General features: G+C 66.1%; 12 protein-coding genes. 5 read left to right on the forward strand and 7 right to left on the reverse strand.

From position 1 onward, the window contains the following. Window positions 1-6: 6 nt before the first annotated feature. From J2X54_RS13700 to hutC, 6 genes are all read right to left on the reverse strand, one after another. Window positions 7-1,731, reverse strand: coding sequence for a glycosyltransferase family 39 protein (locus J2X54_RS13700; protein WP_310181396.1), 1,725 nt, complete (start codon window positions 1,729-1,731; stop codon window positions 7-9). A gap of 115 nt (window positions 1,732-1,846) precedes the next feature. Continuing rightward, on the reverse strand, window positions 1,847-2,116 hold the full coding sequence (locus tag J2X54_RS13705; RefSeq protein WP_070248994.1) for a type B 50S ribosomal protein L31: 270 nt from the start codon (window positions 2,114-2,116) through the stop codon (window positions 1,847-1,849). 190 nt (window positions 2,117-2,306) lie between these two features. Then, on the reverse strand, window positions 2,307-3,569 hold the full coding sequence (gene rho / locus J2X54_RS13710) for a transcription termination factor Rho (RefSeq protein WP_070248992.1): 1,263 nt from the start codon (window positions 3,567-3,569) through the stop codon (window positions 2,307-2,309). A 171-nt stretch (window positions 3,570-3,740) separates the two neighbouring features. Next, on the reverse strand, window positions 3,741-4,067 hold the full coding sequence (trxA, locus tag J2X54_RS13715) for a thioredoxin TrxA (RefSeq protein ID WP_056150583.1): 327 nt from the start codon (window positions 4,065-4,067) through the stop codon (window positions 3,741-3,743). A 199-nt stretch (window positions 4,068-4,266) separates the two neighbouring features. Continuing rightward, on the reverse strand, window positions 4,267-8,508 hold the full coding sequence (locus tag J2X54_RS13720; RefSeq protein ID WP_310181398.1) for a PAS domain S-box protein: 4,242 nt from the start codon (window positions 8,506-8,508) through the stop codon (window positions 4,267-4,269). Between the two features lie 291 nt (window positions 8,509-8,799). Beyond that, window positions 8,800-9,531, reverse strand: a complete 732-nt coding sequence (gene hutC / locus J2X54_RS13725; RefSeq protein WP_310181399.1) for a histidine utilization repressor — start codon at window positions 9,529-9,531, stop codon at window positions 8,800-8,802. Between the two features lie 130 nt (window positions 9,532-9,661). Here hutC and ada point away from each other — a divergent pair, with 130 nt between their 5' ends. Both ada and J2X54_RS13735 read left to right on the forward strand, forming a co-directional pair. Continuing rightward, complete coding sequence (gene ada, locus J2X54_RS13730; RefSeq protein WP_310181400.1) at window positions 9,662-10,759, forward strand: bifunctional DNA-binding transcriptional regulator/O6-methylguanine-DNA methyltransferase Ada; 1,098 nt, start codon at window positions 9,662-9,664, stop codon at window positions 10,757-10,759. 5 nt (window positions 10,760-10,764) lie between these two features. Beyond that, window positions 10,765-11,580, forward strand: a complete 816-nt coding sequence (locus J2X54_RS13735; RefSeq protein ID WP_310181401.1) for a 2OG-Fe(II) oxygenase — start codon at window positions 10,765-10,767, stop codon at window positions 11,578-11,580. Here J2X54_RS13735 and msbA read toward each other — a convergent pair. Continuing rightward, window positions 11,565-13,412 (reverse strand): lipid A export permease/ATP-binding protein MsbA, encoded by a 1,848-nt coding sequence (gene msbA / locus J2X54_RS13740; RefSeq protein WP_310181402.1) that lies wholly within the window; start codon window positions 13,410-13,412, stop codon window positions 11,565-11,567. The two genes, J2X54_RS13735 and msbA, sit on opposite strands and share 16 nt — an antisense overlap. Before the next feature lie 96 nt (window positions 13,413-13,508). On the opposite strand from msbA, the gene J2X54_RS13745 reads away from it, so the two are divergent. Genes J2X54_RS13745 through hutH form a run of 3 tightly spaced genes read left to right on the forward strand, consistent with a single transcriptional unit; the run spans window position 13,509 to window position 18,469 of the window. After that, window positions 13,509-15,176, forward strand: a complete 1,668-nt coding sequence (locus J2X54_RS13745; protein WP_310181403.1) for an amidohydrolase family protein — start codon at window positions 13,509-13,511, stop codon at window positions 15,174-15,176. A 60-nt stretch (window positions 15,177-15,236) separates the two neighbouring features. After that, on the forward strand, window positions 15,237-16,928 hold the full coding sequence (hutU, locus tag J2X54_RS13750) for a urocanate hydratase (protein WP_310181405.1): 1,692 nt from the start codon (window positions 15,237-15,239) through the stop codon (window positions 16,926-16,928). After that, window positions 16,925-18,469: a histidine ammonia-lyase gene (gene hutH / locus J2X54_RS13755; protein WP_310181407.1), complete on the forward strand. Its 1,545-nt coding sequence runs from the start codon at window positions 16,925-16,927 to the stop codon at window positions 18,467-18,469. Before hutU ends, hutH begins: the two co-directional genes overlap by 4 nt. The last annotated feature ends 10 nt before the right edge of the window (window positions 18,470-18,479 follow it).

The following is an 18,479-nucleotide window of genomic DNA, read 5'->3' on the forward strand; positions in this document are numbered from 1 at the left end:
ACTGAATCAGTCAGCGCGCCGATACAGGCGGAAGCGCTCATCCTTGTCCGCTGGACGCCGGCCTTCCCACAGCAAAATCCACTGTTTGCCACGATGGTGCGGCGCGACGTCGCGGTTGTCGCGCGCGCGCGTGCTTTCCTGTAGCAGCAACAATTCGCAACGGCCACCCTCGACGCCGGTAAACGGCAGTTGCGCATAGAACGCGAACGAGGCGCGCTGCGCCGGTCCCACGTTGGTTTCGATGCAGCCCGCGTTCGGCGGCAGCTTCTGGGCGATCTGGCGCGCCACGCCGGCGTAACTCTTGCTGTAATTGAGGTCGGGCAGGAACAAGGTCATCAGCAGGATCCAGATCAGGATCAGGCCGCCGGACGACAGCACCACGGCGCGCCACAGCACGGCCGGGCGGCGCGCCACGCGCCAGTGCACCAGCGCAAACCAGCCGGCAGTGGCCAGCGCCGCCACCGGCAACGCCACCGCGCCCACTTCCGGGGTAAAGCCCGGCACCAGCTTGAGGGCATTTTTGGCGGCCTGCGCCGGCCAGCCGGTCAGCTTGGCGAACCAGAAAATCCAGATCACGGCCGCGCACAGGGTCAACGCCATTACCGAGAACCAGTCGATGGCATTGATGGCGCCGCGCTTCATGGTCAGCAGGCCAAACGCCGCCATCACCGCCAGCGGCGGCAGCAGGATCAATAACTGTCCCTGTTCGGGCACGCTGGCGCACAGCGCCATGATGGCGCCCATGGTGACGAATGCCAGCGGCACCACGATGTGCAGCGCCAGGCGCTGGCGGCGCCAGGCCCAGATGGCCCAGCCGGCAAACGGCCAGGCCGGCCAGAAGAACCACACGCCGACGCGGAAGAAGAATTTATAGGCCACCACCGTCGGCAGGCCGAATTGCGCCAGATGCAGCGCGCTCCAGTCCTGCACCGGGTGCTGGTTGTATGGTTGCAGCACGTGCGCCGGCACGACCCAGATCGCAGTGACGGCAGCGGCCACCAGGAAGGCCAGGCCCAGGTCGCGCAGCGCGCGGCCCACGGGCTGGGCCAGCAGGCGCGTACAGGCAAACACGGCCAGCATGAAGCATACCGGCGTCACCCAGCCATGGGTGAGCGTGAGCAGGCCGATGGCCAGGCCGCTCAGGGCCGCGTTGCGCAGCGACGGCGCTTCGACGTAGCGCACGGTGCGGTACAACATGAAGGCGGTGAGCGAGACGCGCAGCGCGTCGGCCGTGGTTTCGTGGCTGTGCACCAGCAAACCAAGGCAGCCGAGGTAGATCAGGGCGGCGGCGTCGGCCAGGGTGCGGCCGAAATCGTCGGGCTCGGGCTGTCCGCCAAAGGCGAGGCGCAGCGGCTGCGCATCCTGGCGCCGGCCGAGATTGAACGTTGCGAACCACAGCGACAGCACGCCGAACAGGAAGATGGCGACCGTACCCACGCGGGCGGCGAGCACGTCGCCGAGCAGCCAGCCGAACAGCTTGATGCCGAGCGCGCCGATCCAGAATGCCAGCGGGCCGTCGTCGGGTATGGCCAGGCCGGCGATATTCGGTACCAGCCAGTCTTGCCAGGTGCCGTGCGCCATGGTCCACATGATGCCGAAGCTGGCGGCGTCGTCGTTCTTCCACGGCTCGCGGCCGATCAGTCCGGGCAGGATGTAGAGCAGGCCCAGGGCAAACAGGGCCAGGCGCGGCAGGGCCAACGTGGCGGCGGCAGGAAGACGGACTGGCTTCATCGATCAGTGTGCAAATTGAGGTAGACGGGAGTATGAAGGAAAACAGCGGCCCCGGCAGGGAGCCATAAACAAAAAAAGCAGCCAGAGGCTGCTTTTTTCATTGAAGCGGCAGGAATTAACCGGCTGCAACGGCGGTTTTCGAACCGACGGTACCGAATTTCTGACGGAACTTCTCGACGCGGCCAGCGGTGTCGACGATCTTGTGCTTGCCGGTGTAGAACGGGTGCGATTCAGCCGACACCTCGATCTTGATCAACGGGTAGTCTTTACCTTCGTGGTTGATCGTTTCGCGGGTGTTGATGGTCGAACGGGTAACGAATTTGAAATCGCACGACAGGTCGTGGAAAACAACGTCGCGGTATTCTGGATGGGTATTTGCTTTCATTTTGAAGCCTCGGTGAGTTTGGTAGCCAAACAGCACTTCGTCGGTCTGTACTGCTTCTCGACCCGATTGCTGATCACTTGCCAGTGATTAAAAATAGTGCAACCGCCGATTATACAGCGGTAAACCAACACAGGCAACCACAAGGGTTGCCTGTCGGGTCAGCTCAAGCCGTGAAGCTTAGCTGATGGGGTTAACCACCCCGGCGCATCATGTCGAAGAACTCGGTGTTCGTCTTGGTGGCGCGCATCTTGTCCATGATGAACTCCATCGCTTCGATCTCGTCCATCGAGTACAGCAGCTTGCGCAGGATCCAGATTTTCTGCAGCTGGTCCGGCTTGATCAACAGTTCTTCGCGGCGGGTGCCCGATTTGTTCAGGTTGATCGCCGGGTACACGCGTTTCTCGGCCAGGCGGCGCTCCAGGTGCACCTCCATGTTGCCGGTACCCTTGAATTCTTCGTAGATCACGTCGTCCATGCGCGAGCCGGTTTCAATCAGCGCGGTGGCGATGATGGTCAGCGAACCGCCTTCTTCGATGTTACGGGCGGCGCCGAAGAAGCGTTTCGGGCGTTGCAGCGCGTTGGCGTCCACACCACCGGTCAGCACCTTGCCCGAAGCCGGGATCACGGTGTTGTAGGCGCGCGCCAGGCGGGTGATCGAGTCGAGCAAAATGACCACGTCTTTTTTCATTTCGACCAGGCGCTTGGCTTTTTCCAGCACCATCTCGGCAACCTGCACGTGGCGGGTGGCCGGTTCGTCGAAGGTGGAGGCGACCACTTCGCCGCGCACCGAGCGTTGCATCTCGGTCACTTCCTCAGGACGTTCGTCGATCAGCAGCACGATCAGGGTGACGTCGGGGTGGTTCGCGGTAATCGCGTGGGCGATATGCTGCAGCAGCACCGATTTACCGGACTTTGGCGAGGCGACGAGCAGGCCGCGCTGCCCTTTGCCGATCGGTGCGATCAGGTCGACGATACGGCCGGTGATGTTCTCGGTGCCATTGATGTCACGTTCCAGGCGCAACGGCTCGTTCGGGTGCAGCGGCGTCAGGTTCTCAAACAGTATGCGGTGTTTCGAGGCTTCCGGCGATTCGCCGTTGACCTTGTCTACCTTGACCAGTGCGAAATAGCGTTCGCCGTCTTTCGGGGTGCGCACTTCGCCTTCGATCGAATCGCCGGTGTGCAGGTTGAAGCGGCGGATTTGCGATGGCGAGATATAGATGTCGTCGGTGGACGCCATGTAGCTGGCGTCGGGCGAGCGCAGGAAGCCGAAGCCGTCCGGCAGCACTTCGAGGGCGCCGTCGCCGAAAATCTGCTCGCCGGACTTGGCGCGCTTTTTCAGGATCGCGAACATCAGCTCCTGCTTGCGCAAGCGGGCCGCGTTGTCGATATCAAGACCGATGGCCATCTCCAGCAACGCCGAGACGTGTAAGGCCTTTAATTCAGATAGATGCATATGTGTTGAGTGTCCCGTGACGGGAAAGTAAAGGTAGGGGAGGGAACTGCGTGGTGTTGTCTGTTTATTTATATAAAACGCGTTGCGGTCGGGCCGTACGCTGTTTTCCGGATCTGAGGCGGCTGCTTCTGCGGGCGCAGAAGCAGCCGTCTGTCCGCAATACTATCTTACTTAGATATTGCTGTCGATGAAACTAGTCAACTGGCCCTTGGCCATTGCGCCGACTTTTTGTGCTGCTGGTACACCGTTCTTGAACAGGATCAGGGTAGGGATACCACGGATGCCGAACTTGGCAGGCACTGCCTGGTTCGAATCGACGTCCATCTTGGCGATGGTGATCTTGCCGCCGTATTCCTTGGCCACTTCTTCCAGGATCGGGGCGATGCTCTTGCAAGGACCGCACCATTCGGCCCAGAAGTCGACCAGCACGGGGCGGTCGGATTTCAGCACGTCGGCATCAAAAGAAGTATCGGTGATGTGTTTGATATTTTCGCTCATATTTTCCTCAATCGAGGTGTGGGATCAATAACGCCTGGGGATGATGCCAGTGTTGCCGTTAAGCCAGTTACAGAGAATACTTGGCGACGAAATGCGCGAATTCAATGTCTGGGATAGGGAAGGCAACAAAGGTCGGCAGGCGGGAATGGATCAAATCATAACCCATTTTTTATAAATGTGCGGAGATTGAGTTTTGACGTCAATTTTCGTCGGCAAACGTGGTGTTATTCATAATCTGTTCGGTGATCTGTTCCAGCAGCGGCCACAGCCGGGCCAGGCTGGCGCGGGCGGTGGCCAGGTTGGCGGCGTCGCTGGCGCCGTCGGGCAGCAGCTCTAGGCTGGCCAGCATGTCGCCCATGCCCAGCGCGCCCACCGTGCGCGCCGGCGACTTGAGGCGGTGGCACAGCTCGCGCACCTGCGCCAGGTCGCCGCGTTTTAACGCCACTTCCATCGCCGACAACCCCTCTTGGGCGTTGTGCAGGAACTTGAAGGCGAACTTGCGCACCTTTTCCGGGTGATAGCCGAGCAGCTTGGCCAGGATCGACAAATCGATCACGGCCGGGTCGCCCGCCAGGGTGGGCTTGAAGGCGGGGCGCACGGCTGGCCGCTCGCGCTCTGGCGCCGGTTCGGTACGTTCTGACGGCAGCCAGTTGGCGATGGTGCGATACATCACGGCCGGCTGGATCGGCTTGGAGATGAAGTCGTCCATGCCGGCGGCGCTGCAGCGGGCGCGGTCGTCGCTGGTCGCCGTGGCGGTCATGGCCAGCACCCGCAGGCCGGCCAGGCGCGGGTCGGCGCGGATGTGACGGGTCGCTTCCAGGCCGTCCATCAGCGGCATCTGCACGTCCATCAGCACGCAGTCGAAGGCGGCTTGCCGCAGCAGGTCGAGCGCCTCCTGGCCGTTGGCCGCCAGGCAGACCGACGCGCCCACGTCTTCCAGCATCTCCAGCGCGATCTGCTGGTTGAAGGTGTTGTCCTCCACCAGCAGGATGCGCGCGCCCTTGAGCGTGGTCATCACGGCCGCGCCCAGCGTGGCGGCCTGCAGTTCGGCGGCGGCGTCCTGCACCCGCTCGATCATCTGCGGCACGCTGGCGTCGGAAATGCCAAGGCGCGCGGTGAACCAGAAGGTGCTGCCCACGCCCGGTTCGCTGCGCACGCCTACCTCGCCGCCCATCAGCTGCGCCAGCTGCTTGCAAATGGCCAGGCCGAGGCCGGTGCCGCCATGCTCGCGCGTGGTGGAGGTGTCGGCCTGCTGGAACGACTGGAACAGGCGCTCGATTTCCGCTTCCGAGAGGCCGATGCCGCAGTCGCTCACCTCGAAGCGCAGCAGGCAGCTGCTGGCGTCGGCCACCACCTGGCGCACCCGCACGTCGATGCGGCCCTTGGCGCTGAACTTGATGGCGTTGTTGGTGTAGTTGATCAGCACCTGCCCCAGGCGCAGCGGGTCGCCACGCAGCACGCGCGGCAGTTGCGGGTCGAGGTCGAACACCAGTTCCAGTTCGCGGCTGGCGGCCCTGGGCGCCACCAGCGTGGTGAGGGTCTGGATCACGTGGTCGAGCGCAAAATCGACCTGCTCGATATCGAGCTTGCCGGCTTCGATCTTCGAGATGTCGAGTATGTCGTCGATGATGCCCAGCAGGTGTTCGCCGGCGAAGCGGATCTTTTCCAGGTAGTCGCGCTGGCGCGGATCGAGGTCGGTCTTGAGCGCCAGGTAGGCCATGCCGATCACGCCGTTCATCGGGGTGCGGATCTCGTGGCTCATGTGGGCCAGGAACTGGCCCTTGTACTGGCTCGCTTCCTCGGCCTGGTGGCGCGCCTGTTCCAGTTCGCGGGTGCGCATCAAGACGCGCTCTTCGAGGTGCTCGTTCCATTCGCGCAGCGCGTCGGCGCCGCGCTTGCGGTCGCTGATGTCGGTCAGGCTGACTACCACCAGCGGCACCGCGCCGCTGGCGTCCGCAATCGGCTCGGCGTTGATCGACAGCCAGCGCATGGCGCCGTCGGGTTGCGTGATCCCCATCACCACGTCGCGCACCGGCAGGCCGGTGACGGTGGCCAGGCGCACCGGGTGGCTGACGCGATCGAAGGTGCTGCCGTCCTCGCGCACGCCGCACCACAGGCCGTCGCACTCGCCGCGCTGGTCCAGTTCCATGGCGTGCGCCAGCATGCGCGCGGCGGCAGCGTTGCTCTCCAGGATCACGCCGCGGCCATCGACCATCACCAGGCCGTTGGTCACGGCATTGAAGATCGACGCCAGCCGCTGCCCGGTCAGGCGCAGCGCATCCTCGGCGGCGCGGCGGGCCGTGATATCGGTGAGCATGGCCAGCGTGCCGGCGTAGTGGCCCACGTCGGAGCTGATCACGGTGGTAGAGAGCAGGCACCACAATTCGCCGCCGTCGGGACGGCGCAGGTGGATGTCGCCCTGGATCGCCTCGCCCGCCAGGTGGCGCTGCAAGTGCTGCTTGAGCAGCAGGCGGCCGGCGTCGTCCATGAATTCGGTCATGCTGCGGCCCATCACCTGGTCCACTTCCACGCCCAGCATGGCGGCCATGGTGGGATTGACGAAGGTGGTGCGGTCGTCGGCGTCGGTCATCCAGATGCCTTCGGCGGCGGTCTGCACGATCAGGCGGTAGCGCTCGGAGCTGGCGTGCATGGCTTCTTCGGCGCGCTGGCGCTGGGTCATGTCGCGCAGGGTCACCATTACCAGCTGCTGGCCGCCCAGGTCCAGCGGCGCCAGGTGCACCATGGCCGGGAAGGTGCTGCCGTCGGCACGGTGGGCGTTCATCACCCGGCCCGGCAGGCCGGGGCGGGCGAACAGCTCGCGCGCGCGGCCGGTGCTGCGCATGGTGTCGGGCGCCAGCTGCTCCATGCTGCGCCCGGCCAGGTTGTCCTCGGCGCCGAAGCTGCGCGCGCAGGCCGGGTTGGCATAGCGCACGCGTCCGTCCCGGTCGGCGATCAGCATGGCCCCGGGCGTGGCGTCGATCACCGCGCACAGACGCGCCTCTTCGTCGTTGGCCCGCTCGGTAATGTCGGCGAAGGTGCCCATGGCGCGCAGGGGCCGGCCATCGGCGGCGCGCTCGATGACGGTGCCGCGCGCCAGCAGCCACTTCCAGCTGCCGTCGCGGCAGCGCATGCGATGTTCGACGACGAAGCGCCTATCGTGCACCGCGCTGGCCGCCAGGTATTCGTCCACGTTGCGGTCCACGCGGGCCATGTCGTCGGGGTGGATATCGGACCGCCATTGTTCGAGGCTGGACGGATAGGGCGCCTGCTCGTCATGCCCGAGCAGCTGGCGCGAGCGCGCCGACAGTATCAGCTTGCCGGCGTCGAGCTGCCATTCCCAGACGCCCTCACCGGAGCCCTCCAGTGCCAAGCCGGCCACGCTTTCGGAGCGGGTCAGCTCCAGGCGCGCACGCCGCAGCGCCAGCGCCTGGCGGCGCAGGCGCCAGATGGCGATGGCCGCTGCCAGCAGGATGACCGCGCCCAGGACCGGCAGGCCGTAGCGCAGCAGCGGATGCACCACGCGCGGCTGGTACACGAAGCCGTCGAGGCGGAAGTCGGCGGGCAGCATGCCCTGCTCGCGGTACGCGCGGGCGATGGCCTGCCAGCGCTCGGGATTGCTGTAGCCCAGCTCCACCAAGTCCTGCTGCAGCAGCGGCACCATTTGCGCGGCTTCATGCATCAGCTGTTCGCGGCTGTGGCGCTCCGGGTAGCGCGCGCGGATCAGGTCGGCCATCTCGGCCGGGTGGGCCATGGCGTAATGCCAGCCGCGCAGGGTGGCCTGGCGCAGCGCCTCGGCGCGCGCCGGGTGTTCGCGCAGTTCGCTCTCGGTGGTATAGAGCACGTCGCCATAGAAATCGAGGCCGGCGCTGCGCGGCGAGCGCACCTCGAACGGCACCTTGCTGCGTTCGAGCGCGAACAGCGCCTGGGTGGTGTAGAACGACATGGCGTCTACCCGGCCAGCCAGGAAATCGTCGAAATTGTAGGTGTGCGCCAGCTGGTACATGCTGTCGTAGCGCACCCCGGTCTTTTTCAGGTAGGCGGTCAGTTCCTCGTTGTTGGCCGCCATCATGATGCGGCTGCCGGGCCAGGGGCGCGGTTTGCCATCGGGGCCGTGGCGTACCAGCAGCGCGGCGGCGGAATGCTGAAACACCGAGGCCAGCACCACCACCGGGTGACCCAGCGCGCGCGCCAGCAGCAGCGTGGTATTGCCCACGCCGTACTGGGCGCGGCCCTCGGCCACCGCCTGCACCGGGTCGCTGCCCGGCGTCGCTTCGAGCAGCGTTACGTCGATGCCGGCATCGCGATAATAGCCCTGGTCCTGGGCCGCGTAATAGCCGGCGAACTGGAACTGGTGTTGCCACTTGAGCTGGATCGCGACTTTTTCGGCCGCGCCCGCGTCGGCAGCGTGCAGCACCCCTGCCGCGCCGGCTGCAATGAACATGCATGCGGCCCACCGATGCGCCATCTGGCGCCACGATGGCAAAGCGATGCGGATGCGCGTGCGGAACAAGGTTGGCCTTTCTGGGGGCGGATTATTCTGTCTGCGGGCAACTATATCAGCTTTAACGGCCGCAATTGGCGCCGCATGATCGAGATCGCCATGTGTTGCGCGGACGTGAAAACGCCTGCGCAAAAGAGCAGATATTTGTGGTTTTCCGTGACAATGGGTGAGATTTGCAAGGCGCTTTTCGGTCGTCGCTGCTTGTTACTTGAAAGCAACTTAGGCGATGGACTATTGGGTGAAGCTGCCGGCAAACTGGTAGCGGTGTCCCGGGTGCCACATGGTGGCGATGGTGGCGATGCGCCCGCCCGACAGGGTCTGGCGACGCAGCACCAGGCAGGCCTGGCGCACCTCGATGGCCAGCATGTCGGCGATCTCGCGCGGCGCCGGCAGCGCCTCGATGCTGTAGCTGGCCCCTTGCAGCGGCGCGGCCTGCATCAGGTATTCATTGGGAGTGATGGCGCCGAAGTCCTGGTCCATGTAGTCGGGCGCGCAGTCGGGATTGACCCAGCGGTCTTCCACCTGGATCGGCACGCCGTTTTCAAAATGGATGATCACCGAGTGGAACAACGGATGGCCGGCCGCCAGCTCGAACTGCTTGGCCATCAACTCGCTCGCCTTTAATTGTTCCAGGTGCTGCAGGCTGCTGCGGTGGACGTGGCCGCGCGCGCGCACTTCCTCGGCGATCGACTTGATCTGCAAGAGGGTGGACTGGTATTTTTGCTGGGCCACGTAGGTGCCGGAACCCTGGCGCCGCGTGAGGACCTGCTCGGCCGTCAGTTCGCGCACGGCGCGGTTGACGGTCATGCGCGAGACGCCGAACTGCTTGACCAGGGCCTGCTCGGAAGGAATCACGTCGCCTTCCTTCCACACGCCGGCGCCGATCTGGGCCAGTAAATAATCCTTGATCCGCTGGAAAATCGGGGTATGGTCAGGTGATTGATTGTTTGCTGGCTGGTCCAAACCGCGTCTCCGTAGGCCGCACTCGAAGGCGGCTGCGCGGGCATTTTAGCATCGACATACAATTCGAAAGCAAGCGCCGGAGTGTGGCTGCCCGCGCCGGTGACTACGATGGCTGCATTGCCATACATTCATGGAGTTCGAGATGGGTTCCTCAGCTTTGTTCAACCTTGCCTACGCCGACGACGCCGCACGCTGGGCCGCCGTGCAGGCGCGCGACGCCGGCGCCGACGACGTGTTCTGGTACTCGGTGCGCAGCACCGGCGTGTACTGTCGGCCGTCGTGCGCGGCCCGGCCCGCGCTGCGCAAGAATGTCGCCTTCCACGCCAGCCGCCTCGACGCCGAGCATGCCGGCTTCCGTCCCTGCCTGCGCTGCAAGCCCGACCAGCCGCCGCTGGCCGCGCGCCAGGCTGCCATCGCGGCGCGTGCCTGCGCCCTGATCGACGCCGCCGCCCAGGCTGGCGACGACGCGCCCGACCTCGACGCGCTGGCGGCGGCCGTTGGCGTGAGCCGCTTCCACTTCCACCGCATCTTCAAGGCGGCCACCGGCATCACGCCCAAGGCGTATGCCAACGCCGGCCGCGCGCGGCGGGTGCAGGATGGACTGACGCAGCAGGCGTCGGTCACCGACACCTTGTACGCGGCCGGCTTCAATTCCAGCGGCCGCTTTTATGCGCAGGCGCCGGCGGTGCTGGGCATGACGCCCACGGCATTCCGGGCCGGCGGGCAAGGCGCGCAGATCCGCTTTGCGATTGCGGCCTGCTCGCTGGGCGCCATCCTGGTCGCCAGCACAGATCAAGGTATTTGCGCGATCCTGCTCGACGACGATCCCGATTTCCTTGTGCGCGACCTGCAGGACCGGTTCCCCAAGGCGGAGCTGATCGGCGCGGAGGCCGACTACGAGCAGGTGGTCTCGCGCGTGGTCGGCATGGTGGAGCACCCGGAACTGGGCCTGGACCTGCCCCTGGACGTGCGCGGCACCGCGTTCCAGCAGCGCGTGTGGCAGGCGTTGCGCGCGATTCCCGCCGGGCGCACCGTCAGCTACGCCGAACTGGCCGAGCTGGTGGGCCTGCCCAAGGGTGCGCGCGCTGTGGCCGGCGCCTGCGCGGCCAATGCGCTGGCCGTGGCGATACCGTGCCACCGGGTGGTGCGCAACGACGGCTCCATTTCCGGCTACCGCTGGGGCGTCGACCGCAAGGCCGCGCTGCTCGACCGCGAACGGCAGGAGTAGCGCGCATGGCTAACGGAGAGTTGAATTTTCAGCAAGGCGTGCCGGAGCGCGCGCCGCGCGAAGTGATTCACGCACCGCGCGATGCCGGCCGCCAGGGCGTGGGCGCGGCCGCCGGCATTGCCGTGCACGTGGCAGGGCTGGACTGGCAAGCCGTTGCGGACGAACTCACCGCCCACGGCTACGCCATCGCGCCCGGCCTGTTGACCGCGCCCGAGTGCGCGGCCGTCGCCGCCCAATATGCGCAGCCGCAGCTGTTTCGCAGCCGCGTGGTGATGGCGCAGCATGGTTTTGGGGCCGGCCAGTACCAGTATTTTCGTTACCCGCTGCCGTCGGTGGTCGCCGCGCTGCGCCAGTCGCTGTACGCGCCACTGGCGGCGATTGCCAACCGCTGGCACGAGGTGCTCGATATCGCCGCGCGCTTTCCGCCGGACCATGCCGATTTCCTGGCCCGCTGCCACGCCGCCGGCCAGGCCCGGCCCACGCCGTTGCTGCTTCAATATGGCCCAGGCGACTACAACTGCCTGCACCAGGATCTCTATGGCGAACACGTGTTTCCCTTGCAGGCGGCGATCCTGTTGAGCGAACCGGGCGCGGATTTCGAGGGCGGGGAGTTCGTGCTGACCGAGCAGCGTCCGCGCATGCAGTCGCGGCTGGAGGTAGTGCCCCTCAAACGCGGCGACCTGGTGATCTTCCCGGTCAACCACCGCCCGGTGCAGGGTGCGCGCGGCAACGTCTACCGGGTGGCCATGCGCCACGGCGTGAGCCGGCTACGCGCCGGCTCACGCCATACGCTGGGCATCATCTTTCACGATGCTACCTGAGTGATTTTTTGCGTGTGGTACAGGCGCGCGTACATGTCGTTGTTGGCCAGCAGTTCGTCGTGGCTGCCCACTTCGCGGATCTTGCCGCCGTCGAGCACCACGATGCGGTCGGCGTTTTCGATGGTGGACAGGCGGTGGGCGATCACCACCGTGGTGCGGCCCTGCATCAGGCGCTCGAGCGCTTGCTGCACCAGGCGTTCCGATTCGGTGTCGAGCGCACTGGTGGCCTCGTCCAGGATCAGGATCGGCGCGTCCTTGTAAATGGCGCGGGCGATCGCCAGGCGCTGGCGCTGGCCGCCTGACAGGCGCGTGCCATTTTCCCCTACCTGCGACTGGTAGCCCTGCGGCTGGCGCATGATGAACTCGTGGGCGTGGGCGGCGCGCGCGGCCGCTTCGATGCGCTCCTGCGACGGCGCCGGATCGCCGTAGGCGATATTGGCGGCCAGCGTGTCGTTGAACAGCACCACGTCCTGGCTGACCAGCGCGATCTGCCGGCGCAGCGAGGCGAGCGCGTACGCGCGGACATCCACGCCGTCGAGCGTAATGGCGCCGCCGCTCACGTCGTAAAAGCGCGGCAACAGGCTGGCCAGCGTGGTCTTGCCGCTGCCCGAGCTACCCACCAGCGCCACCGTTTCGCCGGCGCGGATATCGAGCGACACCTGATCGAGCGCCGGCCTGGCGTCGGCCACCAGCGGGGTGCCGTCAGCGCCCAGGTACTGGAAACTCACGTCCTTGAACGACAGTTGGCCGTCGGCGCGGGCGGTGGTGTGCTGGCCGGTGTCGGCTTCGGTGTCGGTGTCGATCAGGCTGTAGACCGAATCGGCGGCGGCCAGGCCCCTTTGCAGCGGCTCGTTGATCTTGGTGAGGTTCTTGATCGGCGACTGCATCGCCATCAGCGCAAAGATGAACGAGACAAAGTCGCCGGCCGACAGCGCGCCGGCCTGGTGGCGCAGCAGCGAGAAATAGATTACCGACGACAGCGTAATACCGATCAGCAGCATGATCACGCCGGAGTTGAGGGCGGAAGTGGCCGCGTGCTTGACGGCCAGCTGGCGATTGAGCTTGACCACGCGGTCGAAGCGGGTTTGTTCATATTCCTGGCCACCGAAAATCTTGACCACGCGCTGGCCGCTGATGCTCTCGTCGAGCACATTGGTCAGGTCACCCATGGCCCCCTGCGCGCTCTGGCTCAGTTTGCGCATGCGGCGTCCCGCAAAAGTGACCACGCCCGCCACCAGCGGCATCAGGATCAGGCAGAACAGCGACAATTGCCAGTCCGAGACGAACATCGTGATCAGGTAGCCGATGGTGAGCACAGAATCGCGCACCGCCACGTTGAGCACCGTCAGGCCGGCCTGCGCCACCTGGGCGGCGTCGAACGCCACGCGCGAGAGCGTGGTGCCGGTGGACGACTGGTCGAAAAAGCCGGTGGGCAGGCGCATGATGCGGGCGAACATGAGCTCACGCAGGTTGGCCTGCACCCGGCTGCTCAACCACGCGGCGCCGTATTCGCCCACAAAACTCGACAGCATGCGCATCATGGCCAGGCCGAAGATCACGGCCGGAATGCTCCACAGCGCCATGTTGCCGGTACTCTGGGGCAGGATGCTGGTGAGCCAGTTCTGCACCACTGCCGTCAGGCCGGTGGGGGGCGGGCGCACCGCGCCGATCGCATGCGACGGCGCCAGCGCATCGATCACGCTTTGCAGCTGGCGCACCAGCAGCACGTCGGTGGCGGCGGCCAGGCCCACCGCGAACAGGGTGGCGATCGCGATCCACAGGTAAGGGCGGAATTCCTTGAGCAGGCGGTAATAGAGTTGGCGGCTGTTCACTGGGTTGTGGTGATTTCGGCGAAACCGCCATTGTACCCGTCCTGTAGCCCGGCAAACTTCGCTACACTGGCACCCTGGTTCCGAATGGAGAAAACGATGCGCACCACTCTTACGCCCGCCGCCCTGGCGCTGGCCTTCACCGCCCTGGCCCCGGCCCAGGCACAGACCGTCATCGACCACGCCAACGGCTACACCTTAACGGCGGCCGGTACGCTGCAGCGCTTCACGTCGCTGGCGTTCGACGCCCAGGGCAAGGTGGTGGTGGCGGGCAGCGAGGCGCAAACCGCCGCCGCGCTGCCCGGTGCGAAGCACGTCGATGCCCAGGGCAAGACCTTGCTGCCAGGGCTGATCGACGCCCACGGCCACGTGTTCGGGCTGGGCGAAATCGCCTCCGGCGTGGACCTGTTTACGCCCACGTCGCTGCCGGCGGCGCTGCGCGCGGTGGCGGATTTTGCCCGCGCCCATCCCAAGAATGCCTGGATCATCGGCAATGGCTGGAACCAGGAAGCCTGGAAGCTGGGCCGCTTTCCCACTGCCGCCGATCTCGACGCGGTGGTGAGCGACCGCCCGGTGCTGCTGCGCCGGGTGGACGTGCACGCCACCTGGCTCAATAGCACGGCGCTGGCCATGGCCGGCATCACCAAGGATACGCCGGACCCCGCCGGCGGCAAGATCGAGCGCGACGCCAAGGGCAACCCCACCGGGGTGCTGGTCGACAGCGCCATGGCGCTGGCCGACAAGGTGGTGCCGCTGCCGACGCCGGCCCAGGCACGCGCCATGCTCGACAACGCGCTGGCGCTGCTGGCCAAGTCGGGCCTGACCAGCGTGCACGACGCCGGCATCTCCGTGGCCGAGGATGGCATCTACCGCGACTACGCCGACCACGGCAAACTCACCACTCGCGTGTACGCCATGATCGCCGACACCGGCGCCGCGTTCGACGAGCTGTCCAAGGACGGCCCGCTCGCCAGCTACGCCAACGACACGTACGCGCTGGCCGCCGTCAAGCTGTTCTCGGACGGCGCGCTGGGCAGCCGGGGCGCCGCGCTGATCGCGCCGTACTCGGACATGCCATCGACCAGGGGGCTGCTGTTCCAGCAGAACGCCGCCATGCAGGCGAAGATGGACAAGGCGATGAAGGCCGGCTACCAGGTCAACGTCCACGCCATCGGCGACGCCGGCAACCACCAGATCCTCGACGCCTACGCCCAGCTGATCCCGAAGTACAACGCCGGTGCGCTGCGCCACCGCATCGAACACGCGCAGGTGGTCACGCCGGAGGACATCCCGCGCTTCAAGACGCTGGGCATCATCCCGTCGATGCAGCCCACCCACGCCACGTCGGACCAGAACATGGCCGAGCAACGGGTGGGGCACGAACGCATCAAGGGCGCCTACGCCTGGCGCACCTTCCTCGACCAGGGCTCGCGGATTGCCTGCGGCTCGGACTTCCCGGTAGAGCCGCCCGATCCGTTCGAAGGCCTGCACGCGGCAGTCACGCGGCAGAACGCGGCCGGCGCGCCGGCTGGTGGCTGGTATAAGAACCAGGCCATGACGCTTAACGAGGCGCTGCGCTGCTTCACGCTCGACGCCGCGTATGCGGCGCGCCAGGAAAATCTGATCGGGTCGCTGGAGCCGGGCAAGTGGGCCGATTTCATCCTGATCGACCGCGACATCTTCACGGCGCCGCCCGAGCAGCTGGGCAAGACGGTGGTGCTGCAGACCTGGATGGGAGGAAAGCGGGTCTATAAAAAAGGCGGTTGACTTGGTTGTATAGACAACCTATGCTAGGGGCACTTTCCACCCCCAGGAGCAGGAGCTCATATGAACCAGGACCCGCGTTTCGACCCCACCCGCGACATCCGCGCCCCGCGCGGCCCCGAGCTGACCTGCAAGAACTGGGGCGCCGAGGCCGCGTACCGCATGTTGCAGAACAACCTCGACAAGGAAGTGGCGGAGAACCCGCAGCACCTGGTGGTCTACGGCGGCATCGGCCGCGCCGCGCGCGACTGGGCCTGTTACGACCAGATCCTGGCCTCGCTGCGCGAACTGGAAGACAACCAGACCCTCTTGATCCAGTCCGGCAAGCCGGTGGGCGTGTTCCAGACCCACGAGGATGCGCCACGGGTGCTGATCGCCAACTCCAACCTGGTGCCCAAGTGGGCCAATTGGGAACACTTCAATGAACTCGACCGCAAGGGGCTGTTCATGTACGGCCAGATGACGGCCGGCTCGTGGATCTACATCGGCACCCAGGGCATCGTCCAGGGCACCTACGAAACCTTTGCCGAAGCGGGGCGCCAGCATTTCGGCGGCGACCTCAAAGGGCGCTGGGTGCTCACCGCCGGCCTCGGTGGCATGGGCGGCGCCCAGCCGCTGGCCGCCACCATGGCCGGCGCGGTGTCGCTTACCGTCGAGTGCCAGCAGTCGAGCATCGACTTCCGCCTGCGTACCCGTTACCTCGACAAGCAGGCCGCCAGCATCGGCGAAGCGCTGGCCATGATCGCGCAGCACAAGGCCAATGGCGACGCGATTTCCATCGGCCTGCTCGGCAACGCCGCCGACGTGCTGCCCGAACTGGTGCGCCGCGCCCGCGCGGGCGGTTTGGCGCCCGACATGGTCACCGACCAGACCTCGGCCCATGACCTGATCAACGGCTACCTGCCGCAGGGCTGGACCGTCCAGGAATGGAAGGCGGCGCAGGCCGACCCGGCCCGTCACGCGCAATTGAAAGATGCCGCTGCCGCCTCGTGCGCGGTGCACGTGCAGGCGATGCTGGACTTCCAGGCGCTCGGCGCGAAAGTGGTCGATTACGGCAACAACATCCGCCAGGTGGCGCTCGACCACGGCGTGGCCAACGCTTTCGATTTCCCCGGTTTCGTGCCGGCGTACATCCGGCCGCAGTTCTGCGAGGGGCGCGGGCCGTTCCGCTGGGTGGCGCTGTCGGGCGACCCGGAAGACATCTATAAAACCGACGCCAAGATCAAGGAACTGTTCCCGCACCATGCGCAGGTACACCGCTGGCTCGACATGGCGCGCGAACGGATTGCCTTCCAGGGCCTGCCGGCGCGCATCTGCTGGCTCGGCCTGGGCGAGCGCCACCTGGCTGGCCTGGCGTTCAACGAGATGGTACGCACCGGTGAATTGAAGGCGCCGATCGTGATCGGCCGCGACCACCTCGACACCGGCTCGGTGGCCAGCCCCAATCGCGAAACCGAATCCATGAAAGACGGCACCGACGCCGTCTCCGACTGGCCCTTGCTCAACGCCTTGCTCAACACCGCCGGTGGCGCTACCTGGGTGTCGCTGCACCACGGCGGTGGCGTGGGCATGGGTTACTCGCAGCACTCGGGCGTGGTGATCGTGGCCGACGGCACCGACGCCGCCGCCAAGCGCCTGGCGCGGGTACTGGTCAACGACAGCGGCTCGGGCGTGATGCGCCACGCCGACGCCGGTTACGATACCGCCATCGCCTGCGCCCAGCGCAATGGCCTTAACCTTCCAATGATCAAATGATGATGACCCTCACTTTAAAACCGGGCGCGCTGACGCTCTCCGACTTGCGCGCCGTCTGGAACCAAGCCGCACCGCTGGCGCTAGCCGCCGACGCCTATCCCGTGATCGAAGCGTCGGCCGCCGCCGTGCGCGCCATCGTCGCCAAGGGCGACGCCGCCTATGGCATCAACACCGGCTTTGGCCTCTTGGCCAAAACCCGCATCCCCGACGACAAGCTCGAACAGCTGCAACGCAACCTTATTTTGTCGCACTCGGTAGGCACCGGTGAGCTGGTGTCGGACGCCGTCTGCCGCCTGATCATGTTGATGAAGATCGGCAGCCTGGCGCGCGGCTACTCGGGCGTGCGCCCGCTCATCATCGACACCCTGATCGCGCTGTACAACGCCGGCATCATGCCGGCCATTCCCGCCAAGGGTTCGGTAGGCGCTTCGGGCGACCTGGCGCCGCTGTCGCACATGACGCTGGCCATGCTGGGCGTGGGCCAGGTGCGCATGAACGGCACCCTGATGGACGCCACCGCAGCGTTGCAGGCCGCCGGCATCGCGCCGGTGGTGCTGGCCGCCAAAGAGGGCCTGGCGCTGATCAACGGCACGCAAGTGTCGACCGCGCTGGCGCTGCACGGCCTGTTCATGGCCGAGCGCCTGCTGGAAGCGGGTTTTGTGTCCGGCGCGCTGTCGCTCGACGCCGCCAAGGGCAGCGATGCACCGTTCGACGCCCGCGTGCACGAAGTGCGCGGCCAGCCGGGCCAGATCGCCGCTGCCGCCATCTACCGCCAACTGGTGGCCGATAGTGCGATCCGCGCCTCGCACCTGGTTGGCGACGAGCGGGTGCAGGACCCGTACTGCCTGCGTTGCCAGCCCCAGGTGATGGGCGCCTGCTGGGACATCATCAACAACGCCTCGCGCACCCTGCTGATCGAAGCGAACGCCGTCACCGACAACCCGCTGCTGTTCAAGGATGGCGAACTGTCGGTGGTGGTCTCGGGCGGCAATTTCCACGCCGAGCCGGTGGCCTTTGCGGCCGACACGCTGGCACTGGCGATCGCCGAGATCGGCAGCATCGCCGAGCGCCGCATCGCGCTCCTGATCGACGCGACCCTGTCTGGCCTGCCGCCGTTCCTGGTGCCCGAGCCGGGCGTCAATTCCGGCTTCATGATCGCCCACGTCACCGCCGCCGCGCTGGCGTCCGAGAACAAGTCGCTGGCGCACCCGGGCAGCGTGGATACCATTCCCACGTCCGCCAACCAGGAAGACCACGTCAGCATGGCGACGTACGCGGCGCGGCGCCTGGACGATATGGCGCAGAACACGGCGGTCATCATCGGCATCGAGCTGATGGCGGCCGCGCAGGGCATCGATTTCCATCGTCCGCTCACCACCGCGCCGCACCTCGAGCACGTCCATGCGCAGCTGCGCCGGTCGGTGCCGTTTTTTGACGCCGACCGCTTCTTCGCGCCTGATATCGAGGCTGCCAAGGGCATGGTCATGCGCGGGGAACTGAGCGCCTCGTGCCGCGAGCTGTTTGCAGCATTACATCCATAACAACGGAGAC

The organism is Duganella sp. 3397 (assembly GCF_031456625.1).
Lineage (GTDB): Bacteria > Pseudomonadota > Gammaproteobacteria > Burkholderiales > Burkholderiaceae_D > Rugamonas > Rugamonas phyllosphaerae.

What these genes read in the sequence shown, in the direction of transcription:
- trxA (WP_056150583.1), bottom strand. Translation starts at nt 4,067, where the DNA reads ATGAGCGAAAATATCAAACACATCACCGATACTTCTTTTGATGCCGAC.
- J2X54_RS13705 (WP_070248994.1), bottom strand. Translation starts at nt 2,116, where the DNA reads ATGAAAGCAAATACCCATCCAGAATACCGCGACGTTGTTTTCCACGAC.
- hutU (WP_310181405.1), top strand. Translation starts at nt 15,237, where the DNA reads ATGAACCAGGACCCGCGTTTCGACCCCACCCGCGACATCCGCGCCCCG.
- hutH (WP_310181407.1), top strand. Translation starts at nt 16,925, where the DNA reads ATGATGATGACCCTCACTTTAAAACCGGGCGCGCTGACGCTCTCCGAC.
- J2X54_RS13735 (WP_310181401.1), top strand. Translation starts at nt 10,765, where the DNA reads ATGGCTAACGGAGAGTTGAATTTTCAGCAAGGCGTGCCGGAGCGCGCG.
- J2X54_RS13700 (WP_310181396.1), bottom strand. Translation starts at nt 1,731, where the DNA reads ATGAAGCCAGTCCGTCTTCCTGCCGCCGCCACGTTGGCCCTGCCGCGC.
- J2X54_RS13745 (WP_310181403.1), top strand. Translation starts at nt 13,509, where the DNA reads ATGCGCACCACTCTTACGCCCGCCGCCCTGGCGCTGGCCTTCACCGCC.
- rho (WP_070248992.1), bottom strand. Translation starts at nt 3,569, where the DNA reads ATGCATCTATCTGAATTAAAGGCCTTACACGTCTCGGCGTTGCTGGAG.
- ada (WP_310181400.1), top strand. Translation starts at nt 9,662, where the DNA reads ATGGAGTTCGAGATGGGTTCCTCAGCTTTGTTCAACCTTGCCTACGCC.
- J2X54_RS13720 (WP_310181398.1), bottom strand. Translation starts at nt 8,508, where the DNA reads ATGTTCATTGCAGCCGGCGCGGCAGGGGTGCTGCACGCTGCCGACGCG.